We start from the raw sequence: 12,165 nt of genomic DNA, 5'->3' as shown, positions 1-12,165 counted from the left end.
ACTATTTACGAATAAAAAGTGACTAAAATCAATTAAGTGAGCCAAAAAATATTGAAGGAAGGCTACAGGCCTTCCATGCAGTATTTTAATGTATTTATAACTAATTTGATTAATTTAACGCTTTAGCAAAATTTCTTGCTTTATCAAGATCTTCTGGAGTATCAACACCTTCAACTGGTAGACGAGTTTGCGCTATAGCCACATGAATTTTTTCACCTTGCCATAATACTCTCAACTGCTCTAGAGACTCAACTTGCTCTAATTGACTTGTCGGCCAAGTTACATAATCGGTGATGAAACCAGCGCGGTATGCATAAATACCAATATGACGCTGATAAAACGGACCTATTTCGGTAACTGTTTGTTGATTTAAAAAACGATTACGATCATAAGGGATCGTTGCTCTGCTAAAGTACAATGCATAACCCTCTTTATCGCACAGCACCTTTACCGCATTAGGATTGAACGCTTCTTCAACGTCAGTAATAGTCATCGATAAGGTCGACATTCTTGCTTTCGACTGACTTGATAAATTAAGTGCTACCTGACGAATATTTTCGGGTGGGATAAAAGGCTCATCACCTTGTACATTAACAATAACTTGCTCAGGAGAAAATTGATACTGAGATACTACTTCAGCTAAACGTTCGGTACCTGACTGATGATCAGCACGAGTACGACATACTTCGCCGCCAAAGCTTTCAACTGCAGTGGCGACTTTATCATTGTCAGTTGCAACTATTACCTTACTTGCGCCGCTACTTAATGCTTTTTCAACTACCCACTGAATCATAGGTTTTCCAGCAATATCAGCGAGCACTTTTCCTGGCAGGCGCGAAGACTCATACCTAGCAGGTATTATTACAATAAAAGACATAAAGGTACTCTAGCTATTATCAGTATCAGTTAAACGTTGCGCTTCACTTTCTAGCAGCACAGGAATGTCGTCAACAATGTTATAAACTAATCGATCAAAATTACAAATCAGTTGCTTCTGTTCTTTTTTGTAATCTAATTTTCCTTTACACACTGGGCACGCTAAAATTTCTAATAGTTTAATATCAAAGGCCATTTTAAATTCTCTTAGTTCTCTAATTGCTTATTAATAAGCATTCTATTTCATTTATTAAATTGTGTATTCTATTATTACTGTCATCGCTATTAAAACTAGCGTTTACAGGTAGGTACCACCAATGTTCTTTAGCAAAACCATAGCATTTAACCGCGTCTTTTTCTGTCATTAATAACGGTGCGTTTGCGGTAAACTCATTAAAACTTAATTCATTATAAGCTTGATGATCAATAAAGCCTTTGCTGTGCTCAAGTGTTAAACCCAATGCCATTAATGTATTGAAAAAACGCTGTGGGTCGCCAATACCTGCTATCGCATTTACTTTATCATATTGCTGACAAAACTCGTCAATGGTTAACCGTTGCCCTGATAACAAGTTAACTATAGTAGTAGCCTTTAACTGCATAATTGCATACGGCAACGTTAATTGTTCAGTGGCTAACAGCTCACCATTTACGATCAAATGTGAGGTACTATTAAGTCGAGATTTACCTTCTCGCAAAGGCCCTGCTGGTAATAAAAAACCATTCCCAAAAAGTCTTTTTCCATCGATTACAATAACTTCAATATCTCGTTGTAAACGATAATGCTGTAAACCATCATCTGCAATAATTAACTGACACCCTTGCTCTGCTAGCACGTGAGCGCTAGCAACTCGATCTGCACCTACTACAACGGGGATTTTACAGCGTTGGTAAATAAGATAAGGTTCATCGCCAGCTTCACCAGCGGTTGATTTATCATCAAGTAAATACGGATAATGGCTTGCCTTTCCACCATAGCCACGACTTATCACACCAACTTTAATACCTAAAGACGTACACTGCTCAATTAAATATATTACCAGTGGCGTTTTACCATTGCCACCAATGCCTATATTGCCAACAACTACCACTGGCAGTTGTGTTTTAATGCGCTGTTTTATGCCAATACGATACAATAGCACTCTGAGTGAAGTTAATAGATAAAACAGTAAAGAAAAAGGTAATAATAAAGGCACTAGCAACCACTTAGCCGCATGTTGATGAAACCATACTTTTTCAATGAGTCGCATTGTTCACCTTCTGCTCAGTTAATGTATTCAATACGCTTATCCAAATTGAAAACGGTGTAATTGTGCATAAGCACCGTCTTTAGCAATAAGTGAGGCATGATCGCCTTGTTCTACAATTTCTCCTTGCTCCATTACAATAATTTTATCCGCGCTTTCAATTGTTGATAATCGATGAGCAATAACAATGCTAGTGCGGTTTTGTTGTAAAAGACGCAGCGCATCTTGAATATGACGCTCAGATTCAGTGTCTAAAGCACTGGTGGCTTCATCAAGAATTAAGAATGGTGCATCACATAAAAGTGCCCGAGCAATAGCAACACGCTGACGTTGTCCTCCCGAGAGCAATGCGCCATTGTCACCAATATTAGTGTCTAATCCTTTGGGTAGTTTATTTGCAAATTCCATAACATGGGCTTTAGTTGCTGCATCGATTATTTCTTCGCGAGTAGCATGCGGTTTGCCATAGGCAATATTATTAGCCAATGAATCGTTAAATAGCACGACATGCTGAGAAACATAGGCAAACTGTTTACGTAAATCTTTCAATTTAAAGTTGAGAATATTTTCACCGTCAATCAATACTTTACCAGCTGTGGCATCGTAAAAACGAAGTAATAATGAGCTCGCTGTACTTTTACCACTGCCCGAACGTCCAACTAGGGCCACTGTTTCGCCAGCATTGGCACTAAAGCTTAATTGCTTAAGTGCTAGTTTATCGTCACCTTCATAAGAGAAATCAACCTTTTCAAAGGCTAAATTACCTTTAGCTTTTACTAGCGGTAATGTTCCTGTGTCATTTTCGGATGCTTGATCTAACACTTCAAAAATACTTGAACAGGCGGCCATTCCTTTCTGAAATTCACTATTAACATTGGTTAATTGCTTTAACGGATTCATTAACATAGTCATATAAGTAACTACCGCAATAAAAGCACCAGGCTTAATATCTGACAATTCGGGCGTGGTTACTATGTATAAAATAAAGGCGAGTGCAAACGATGCAATAATTTGAATTACAGGTACGCTAGCAGCTCGTGCAATAACCATTTTCATGCGCTGCTGGCGATTATTTTTATTAATTACATTAAAACGGTCAAATTCACGTTGTTGACCATCAAAAGTTAATACGACCTTGTGACCATTAAATGTTTGTTCGGCTGCCGTAGTTACTTCGCCCATAGCGCCTTGAATGTCTTTACTTACTTTGCGAAAACGTCGAGAAACTTGAGTAATAATAAGCGCAATAAGTGGCACAATAAGTAAAAATATTGCCGAGAGCTGCCAGCTAAAATAAAACATCATCGCAATTAAACCGATAACAAAAACACCTTGCTGAACTAAAGTCAGTAATGCTTTACTGGTCGCATTTAGCACTTGTTCGGTGTCGTACGTTAACTTTGAAATTAACGTACCTGTAGACTCTTTATCGTGAAAGCTTACTGGCATGGTCATAATATGTTCAAATATATGCTGCCTTAAATCTGCAACTACATGATTACCCACCCAAGCTAAACAGTAGTTAGCAATAAAGTGACTTACGCCACGCACAATAAAACAGACAATAACGAACAAGGGTGCCCATTTCATAAAATTAGGATCGGCACCAGTCAAGCCATCATCAATTAAAGGCTGCAATTTTGATAAAAAAAGTAAATCAACACCGGCGTAACTTAACATACCAATAATAGAAACGATGAAACCTGCTTTGTAAACTTTGGCGTATGTCATTAACCGCTTAAAGTTTTGCCAAGTTGATATTGGTAATTGTTGGTGCTCTGTTTGTTTATTTAGTTCTGGGATAGCTGACATTAAGTCTCTCAATAAGCCCGTAAATCAGTAATTCATTAATAATTCAATTATTTTAGCCTTAATTATCGTACTAACCAAGCGATAAACCTGCTAATTTGCAAACCAGTATGGCCAATCGTCAAATCGATAACGGCTTACCTCAATCCCTTTGCTTCGCATTTGGAATGTTATCATTCCGCTATCAGCAGTATTAAGCACATTAACATTAAGCTTTTGATATCGCTCTACAACAGTGTTAGCGGGCATGCGCCAATGATTTAAAAAACCAGCACTAAATACAGCATAGTCCGGCGCAATAGCTTTAATAAATGCAGTGCTTGATGATGTTTTTGAGCCATGATGTGGTGCAACCAATACTTTAGACGCCAAATAACTGTCAGTAATATCTTTACTGTTAGCCTGAAGTTTACTCACTAATAACTTTTCTACTTTTTGACTGATATCACCCGTTAGCAACACGCTGTTATGCTGATCAGAAATACGCACCACACAAGAGTCATCATTATCAGCACCTTTAATTTCGCCAGGAGATACTATATCAAGCGTTAATTGCTGCCATTGGTAACTATTACCAGCAATACAACGATGGCTGGCATTAATCGCTTTATCATTGGTCATAAGATTTGAAATAAGCAATTGTTCGTGTAATTCAATAAAACCGCCAGCATGATCATTATCATCATGGCTTATAATTAACCAATCGAGTTGCTGTACACCATTCTCTTGAAAGTAAGGTAATAGTACCGACTCTGCCATTGAAAATCCGCTTGGATAACTTGCTCCAGTATCATAAAGTAAAATACGTTGGTTTTTTTCAACGATAACTGCAAGGCCATGACCAACATCCATCACTTTAACTGTCCATTCACTTTTCGATTTAAAACCTAGTACAGAAATATTAGCAACAATTAATATTAACGGCAGCGCCATCCATTTTCGTTGTTTTGGGGTAATAACAAACGAGAAAATAATGCAAACAACCGCGATAAAAATAAAACACCAATGGGTATGCGATAAATTCACTACAGCCCATGGTAGCTCTGCTAAAAAAGTTAAATATTGCCAAAGCCACGATAAGATAACTAATACAATATCAATAACAAAAATGGCTAAAACTGTAGAAATTGTACTTATAAGTAATGCAAAAATAGATAAAGGTAGAATAATAATACTCACTAATGGCACAGCTACTAGGTTTGCTAAAACAGCCACAAAAGAGACTTGCCCAGACAACAGCGTTGCCAATGGCAGCATTAACAAAGTTAACATTACTTGCAAATATAATAACTGCCGACATTTTTTAAATAGATAAGCGAATAAAGTATCTTTTTCTTTTTGATGATAAGAGAAAAGCTTATTGAAGCGCCAAATAATAAAAAAAATACAGACAACAGCATAAATAGAGAGCCAAAAACTCATTGATATTAAGCTCATTGGCATCAACAATACAATAATAAACAATGAAAGAGCTAACCAACTCAATACGCTAATATTGATAGCCATTAATCGAAAGAATAGGAACAAATAGATCATTACTAGTGCACGCAATGTGGGTACAGAGAACCCTGCTAAATACGCATAATAACCGGCACAACCCGCACTAAAGAGTAGGGCAAAAATACGTATATTACGGTTTAAAAGTTTACCTAAAGTAACTGCTGTTTGTTGATTAGAATATGTAAACCTCGACATTAATTTATGCAAAGGAAACGCCCGTATTATCGCTAATATTAAAAAATAACTGAAGCCACCAACAATGCCTATATGCAAACCTGATATTGCAATTAAATGCTGAATTTGTGTATGTTGTAATATCTGCCAATGATCTTTATTTAAACTACTGCGTTCACCAAATGTTAGCGCTTGTATAATTGCAGAGAGATTATGACTAGGTAGCACAGCCTTAAATGTCGAAAATTGCTGCTGTCTATGGTTAATTACATTGCTAATTAATTGGTGTTTTTTATTTTTTCTTACATAGCCAGTTGCATGTATATTATAACGGCGTAACCAAGTCTGATAACTAAAGCCTCCCTCATTAGCTAAACCATGTGCGGGTTTAAATTTAACAAAAAATTGCCAATGCTGCCCTTGTTGAAGCTGCTGTGTTGGGCTATCCCAACTTAATCTAATACTTATAGGCTGCTTTAGTACCTGACTATTTAATTGATGAGCAATAAAGTTAAACCGACAACGCTGCGCTTCGCATGCTGGTATGGTATTAACTTCTCCATGCACTAATACCTCTTGATAGGCAAGCATGCTAGAATTAAGTTGATTAGTTGACCAAATTTGTTGATATTGACTCGCAATGAATAACACCCATGCACAACCTAATAAAAGTGCTGAGTATCTGCGAGTAGATTGATTGATATAAGCAAGCAAGAAGCATAAAATAAGCAAACCAACATAAAATAATGCTGGCTCTATTGGCAATATTAGTGAGAATATAGCCCCGATAAAAAATGTAACTAGCCACCAATCCATAGTGATTACTTATCCTAATTTAGTGAAAATATGCCAAAAAAAACGATAAAACGCTTTCTGCCAGACCACCAAAAGATCAAGTCTAATAAGCACTTACAAATTTTTGGTGACTTGCTAAATAATGGTAATTTATGGCACTTAAACCGTCGCTCTGTAGCTAAAGCCTTTGCTGTAGGTTTATTTTTTGCGTTTATCCCTGTGCCTTTTCAAATGGTATTAGCAGCTGGTGTAGCTATTATAGTACATTCTAATCTACCACTATCAATCGCTTTAGTTTGGATCACTAACCCGTTGACAATGCCAGCTATTTTCTACTGTTGTTATGTTGTTGGAACATGGATTTTAGGTAGTTCAAAACAAGAGTTTGTGTTTGAAGCTAATTGGCAATGGGTTGTTAACAGCCTTTCAACTATTGGTCCTTCATTTTTACTCGGGTGTATTGTGTTAGCGACGGTGTTTGCGTGTTTAGGTTATTTTGGTATTTTAGGTTTATGGCGCTACTCTGTGAATAAAGAGTGGAAAAAAAGACAAGATCGCTGATCTTAACTCTTGTTGAGAGCGTCACTTAAAACATCATTTCAAATTACCCTTATATTTGTCCTAACACTTGGGCTGGTTCAATTTTAGTCGCTTGCCAAGCAGGGTAAATAGTAGCAACTAGGCTTAAAAACAAGGCAATAGTAATAGTGATAATTACGTCTGAGCTTTGTAAATAACTTGGTAAAAAGTCGATAAAGTATACATCTGAAGATAAAAATTTAGTTTGTAAAGTAGTTTCAATTACTGTGATTATATCGGTTAAATTTAGCGCAAAATAACACCCTAATAAGCCACCTACAACACAACCAATTACACCATTAACAGTGCCTTGCAACATAAAAGTTAACATAATGGTACGATTACTCGCCCCCATTGTTTTTAAAATAGCAATATCGCCCTTTTTTTCATTCACTATCATGATCAACGTAGACACAATATTAAAACTGGCAACAGCTATTACTAAAACCAAGACAATATACATTACCATTCGTACCAGTTGAATATCATTGAATAAGCTACCGTGAACATGAGTCCAGTCATAAATATACAGGTAATGGTCTGTTTTTGCGGCAGCTTCTCTAACTATACGCGGCGCTCTAAACACGTCAGTAACCGTTAATCTTAAGCCTTGTACCTGATCCATTTGATAGCCTAGTAAGTCTTGAGCAAGCGCAAGTGAAATATAGCTCTGACTTTGATCAATAGCACCACCAAAATTAAAGATACCCACAACTTCTAGCTGCCGTTTAATTGGCGCAGCAAATTGCTGAGCAAGATCGGCTTTTACACCATTATGCTCTTTGGTTTGATCAGGTAACAATATTTGTACTTTATCACCAACTGTTAAACCAAGCTTTTGTGCAATTCCAGAGCCTATCACTACCGTATTATTTCTTGATAAGTCTTGCCATCGCCCATCAGTAATATACTGCCCTATTGCAGATACCTGATGTTCAAGCCCAATATCGACACCTCTAAGTTCAACGCCTTTAAGTTGTTCCTTTTTTTGCATCATCCCTTGTGCTTTAATTAAAGGTGCAATAGCGATAACGTCTGGATGTTGATTAATCAACTTAGCTTCAACAGGCCAATTAGTAATAGGTTTATTAACACCAATAAGTTCAACATGAGGTACTACAGAGAGTAGGTGTTTAGCCAGTGCACGCTCAAAACCATTCATTGCTGATAACACTACAATTAATACGGTAACGCCAAGTGCAATACCAATAGTTGAAGACGCTGAAATAAAAGAAGCAAATCCATTGTTTTGACGGCTTTTAATATACCGAGCACCTAAGAAAAAACTTAACGAATTTAACATCACTACTTTGCTACCGTTTCAATAGAAGACAATTGTCCGTGTACCAAACGTAATTGCCGATCCATTCTGGCTGCTAAGGTTAAGTCGTGAGTTACAATAACAAAGCTTGTTTGTAATTGCTGATTTAGCTCTCTTAATAATTGATAAATTTGCTCAGCTGTATCGAAATCTAAGTTACCAGTAGGTTCATCAGCTAATACTAATGAAGGCTCAGTCACTAATGCCCGAGCTATAGCGACACGTTGCCTTTCTCCGCCTGATAACTCAGAAGGTAAATGATGACCTCTATGGCTTAAGTTAACTTTTGCTAACATTGCATCAGCAAGTGTTTTTGCTCTTTTAGCAGACTCTCCGCGGATCAATAATGGCATAGCTACATTTTCTTGTGCGGTAAAATCCATCATTAAATGATGAAATTGATAAACAAAGCCAATGTGTTTATTGCGTAACTGAGCTTTTTCATTTTCAGATAAGTTAGCAATGTCTACTCCGTTAATAAGTACTTGACCGCTAGTTGCAGTATCAAGTGCTCCGGCTAAATGTAAAAAGGTACTTTTACCGCAACCAGAACTGCCAACAATTGCGAGAAGCTCTCCTTGTTGTACATCTAAATCCAATCCATTTAAGACTTTGGTTTCTACAGGGCCTTGATTATAAGCTTTAGATAAACCAATGCATTGCAAACTAACACTCATATTATTACTCATTTCGTAGCACCTCAGCAGGCAATGTTTTAGACGCATGATATGCAGGGTATAGCGTGGCTAAAAAACTCATTGCTATCGCTGAAAATGCGATAACCAACACATGCAAACTATTAAGCGCTATCGGTAATTCTTGTGAGCCGCCGCCCAGTAAACTTAAACCAAGTGCCGATAGTAAAGCATTTAAGTTAAGTGCTAAAAGAACACCGAGAACTACACCAAATAATGTGCCCCACAGTCCATTAATCATACCTTGGCTAATAAATATTTTAACAATGTTATAACGGGTCATGCCAAAGGTTTGTAAAATAGCAATTTCGCCGCGTTTATCAATAACCACCATGACTAAAGCTGACACTATATTAAATGCTGCAACAGCAATAATAAGCGCTAAACTTAGTCCCATCATATTTTTTTCCATCTTTACAGCGCCAAATAAGCTGCCTTGTGAAACTTTCCATGAGGTAAATTTAAACTGTGGAAACTTTTGCTTTAGATCAGCAATAACATAATCTACATTGAATGCGTCATCTAAATAAAGTCGAAGCTGACTAATATCATTATCTTGGCGCCTTAACATTTTAGCTGCGCTTTCGCTGGTTAAGTACACCATAGAGTCATCAACTTGAGAGCCCACATTAAATAAGCCCACTAAAGTAAACGTTCGCTGCATTGGCATACGCCCCATAGGTGTGAAAACCGTTTTATTTGGCAATAACAATCTCACTTTCTCACCTATATCTACTTTAAGTTCTCGCGCGAGAGATTCCCCCATGACCACAGAAAATCTATGCGTATTCAAATCGTGTAACTGTCCGTAGGTCATTCTATTTGCAACAATATTGTGCTGTTCAAATTCTGGAATTAGTCCCTGCATTAATATCATTCGAATGGCACTTGTCGATTGAACAAGTGCTTCACTTTCAATAAGCGGTGTAACCTGTTTTACATGTTTAACAGTTAACAACTCTTCTCTAAAGGGTTGCCATTGCTCGAACGGGGATTGATCTTTTGTTGCCACTAACACATGAGGAACTAAACCCAAAATACGCTTTTTAAGTTCTCCCTCAAAACCATTCATTACCGATACAACAGTGATCAATGAAGCGACACCTAATAAAATGCCAACGATGGAAAAAAAGGTAATGAAAGAAACAAAGCCAGTACGACTTCTACTTTTGCTGTAACGTAAACCAATAAAAAAACTGACAGGTTGAAACATTGACCGTAATATTAACCAGTTAAGGTGTAAAAATTTACACGAATAAATATTGCAAAAGGATAACACAGTCGGCACTATTTACGTTTAAAAATTAATTTACCATCATTAAATTCATCGTAAAAAGTATTTTTATTGATACTCAAAGCGATAACCACAATAAATGATGCTAGGGGGTGTTGATCTTTGCTGTACATTTTTGCAGCGATTTATTTGGTGTTTATACAAGGCTGAACTTATGTAATGGGGTTGTTCCCCATAAATAAGTAAAAACGCCGTAGAAAAACCAAAGAGGCGCTGTCCTACGGATACGTTTAAACATGATTTACTTTTCGTTCTAGCTCATTTATGTAGTATAACTACACTTTACTCGCTACGCCTCAATTAAACCATGTATAATTCATACAAAATTTGTACTCAAAAGTTCAACACGCCCTAGCATTAAACTCATTACTATCAAGAGAGATCTCGCGCGGTCATATGGAAAAATCTAATGTAGCAATTAATGACAAAAAGCTCTTATTAGAGATCGAATCATTAAAGCACAGCAGTAGCTTAGAGCAAGGAATAAATGAAGTTTTACGAATGACAGCGCAAGGTGAAAAGCTTGATTTTATTCTCAAAACTCTATGTGAAAAAGCACAATTATATAACAAAGATATGATTTGTTCTGTATTACAACTTGATAACGAAACTAACACCTTACACCCTATTGCTTCAATTTCCTTACCTAAGTTTTATTGTGATGCTTTAGACGGCGTTCATATTGGTTCAAGCGTTGGCTCATGTGGAACTGCAGCCTACAAAAAAGAACGCGTTATTGTTGAAAACATAAAAACTCACCCTTATTGGGCTCAATACCGAGAACTCGCCTTGTTTGCTAATTTACAAGCTTGCTGGTCTGAGCCTATTATCGGCTCGAGTGGTAAGGTTTTTGGTACATTTGCCATGTACTACCAAGAACCCAAAGCGCCAACCAATAAAGACCTACATTTTATTGAAGTAAGCGCTAATTTAGCTGCCATCGTCTTTGAAAGCCATGAAACACAGCAACAATTACTTCAAGCAAATACCCGTTTAAGCCATACTATTGATCAGCGTAATATAGAGCTAGAGCGAGCTAATAATAATTTAGAAAAGCTATTAAAACAGCAAAACGATGACCATTTAAAACATATTTTCAGTGAAAAGTTGCAAACCACTAAAAGCTTAGTGGTTGGTTTAGCTAACAGAATTAACACGCCCGTTTCTCTTGCATTAACCTCAATTGGCACTGCTGAGCAACAAATTCAAAAACTACAGCAAGCTGTTCAAGCTAATAAACTAAGTCGTTCAGAAATGGAAAGAACGACATCCATTATTGCCGATAGTCTTAAATTAAGCCATGAAAAACTAATACTCACTTCGGCTTTACTCGAACAATTTAATGACCTAAGTACCCTCGAAGATAACTACCAAGTTACTTTTGAACTTGACACGTTATTAAATGAACTTAAAGCGAGTTTAGTCAACTTACCCAAACATTATAGTATCGAAATGGAAACCGATAAAATATTGCTTACTGCAAATAAAAATGCAATTTGGAAAGTGTTACATCAATTAATTGAGAATAGTATTATTCATGGTTTTGCCGGTAAAACTAAAGGCAAAGTATTTATTAGCGCAAGTCAAAAAGGAAAGCAAATAATCATTAATTATCAGGACAATGGTAATGGAATCCCCAAAGTAAACAAGCAAAAAGTATTTGAACCTTACTTCACCACCAAAGCAAAAGAAGGTAGTAGCGGTTTAGGTTTACCAATAATTTCAAGCTTATTAGAAACTACATTGTCAGGTCAGATAACATTAGTTGACTCTCCAGTTGGCACTCGCTTTGAAATAATTTTAAATCAACGTTAGTAAATTATTTATTTGTACAAACATCGGTACGCATAAATGTAAAGATATGTTTCGGTTGGT

10 protein-coding genes are annotated in these 12,165 nt (G+C 36.7%); 2 read left to right on the top strand and 8 right to left on the bottom strand.

The genetic code is table 11. The features are described 5' to 3' along the window. Window positions 1-109 precede the first annotated feature (109 nt). The 5 genes from kdsB to QUD79_RS05545 all read right to left on the bottom strand — a co-directional run bounded on the left by kdsB (window position 110) and on the right by QUD79_RS05545 (window position 6,422). Window positions 110-877 carry a 3-deoxy-manno-octulosonate cytidylyltransferase gene (gene kdsB / locus QUD79_RS05565; RefSeq protein WP_184426643.1) on the bottom strand — a complete coding sequence of 256 codons (768 nt, stop codon included), beginning with the start codon at window positions 875-877 and terminating at the stop codon, window positions 110-112. Between the two features lie 9 nt (window positions 878-886). Further along, window positions 887-1,072: a Trm112 family protein gene (locus QUD79_RS05560; RefSeq protein ID WP_184426641.1), complete on the bottom strand. Its 186-nt coding sequence runs from the start codon at window positions 1,070-1,072 to the stop codon at window positions 887-889. 19 nt (window positions 1,073-1,091) lie between these two features. After that, a complete protein-coding gene (gene lpxK, locus QUD79_RS05555) occupies window positions 1,092-2,126 on the bottom strand; it encodes a tetraacyldisaccharide 4'-kinase (RefSeq protein WP_184426639.1) in 1,035 nt (344 codons plus the stop codon). 36 nt (window positions 2,127-2,162) lie between these two features. Beyond that, window positions 2,163-3,854, bottom strand: a complete 1,692-nt coding sequence (msbA, locus tag QUD79_RS05550; RefSeq protein ID WP_246455037.1) for a lipid A export permease/ATP-binding protein MsbA — start codon at window positions 3,852-3,854, stop codon at window positions 2,163-2,165. Window positions 3,855-4,025: 171 nt separating this feature from the next. Continuing rightward, window positions 4,026-6,422: a DNA internalization-related competence protein ComEC/Rec2 gene (locus QUD79_RS05545; protein ID WP_184426635.1), complete on the bottom strand. Its 2,397-nt coding sequence runs from the start codon at window positions 6,420-6,422 to the stop codon at window positions 4,026-4,028. Between the two features lie 30 nt (window positions 6,423-6,452). Between QUD79_RS05545 and QUD79_RS05540 the strand changes: the two genes are divergently transcribed. Then, a complete protein-coding gene (locus tag QUD79_RS05540; RefSeq protein WP_184426633.1) occupies window positions 6,453-6,962 on the top strand; it encodes a DUF2062 domain-containing protein in 510 nt (169 codons plus the stop codon). Window positions 6,963-7,011: 49 nt separating this feature from the next. On the opposite strand, the gene lolE is transcribed toward QUD79_RS05540, so the two are convergent. Genes lolE through QUD79_RS05525 form a run of 3 tightly spaced genes read right to left on the bottom strand, consistent with a single transcriptional unit; the run spans window position 7,012 to window position 10,209 of the window. Next, on the bottom strand, window positions 7,012-8,283 hold the full coding sequence (gene lolE, locus QUD79_RS05535; protein WP_184426631.1) for a lipoprotein-releasing ABC transporter permease subunit LolE: 1,272 nt from the start codon (window positions 8,281-8,283) through the stop codon (window positions 7,012-7,014). A gap of 2 nt (window positions 8,284-8,285) precedes the next feature. Next, the gene (gene lolD / locus QUD79_RS05530) at window positions 8,286-8,978 is read right to left on the bottom strand and encodes a lipoprotein-releasing ABC transporter ATP-binding protein LolD (RefSeq protein WP_184426663.1); all 693 of its coding nucleotides are present in this window, start codon (window positions 8,976-8,978) and stop codon (window positions 8,286-8,288) included. Between the two features lie 4 nt (window positions 8,979-8,982). Further along, the gene (locus QUD79_RS05525) at window positions 8,983-10,209 is read right to left on the bottom strand and encodes a lipoprotein-releasing ABC transporter permease subunit (RefSeq protein ID WP_184426629.1); all 1,227 of its coding nucleotides are present in this window, start codon (window positions 10,207-10,209) and stop codon (window positions 8,983-8,985) included. A 477-nt stretch (window positions 10,210-10,686) separates the two neighbouring features. Between QUD79_RS05525 and QUD79_RS05515 the strand changes: the two genes are divergently transcribed. Continuing rightward, window positions 10,687-12,105, top strand: a complete 1,419-nt coding sequence (locus QUD79_RS05515; protein ID WP_184426627.1) for a GAF domain-containing sensor histidine kinase — start codon at window positions 10,687-10,689, stop codon at window positions 12,103-12,105. Window positions 12,106-12,165: the final 60 nt, after the last annotated feature.

It is taken from the genome of Thalassotalea piscium (genome assembly GCF_030295935.1).
Lineage (GTDB): Bacteria > Pseudomonadota > Gammaproteobacteria > Enterobacterales > Alteromonadaceae > Thalassotalea_B > Thalassotalea_B piscium.
This window is presented reverse-complemented; position numbering and strand designations above follow the sequence as displayed.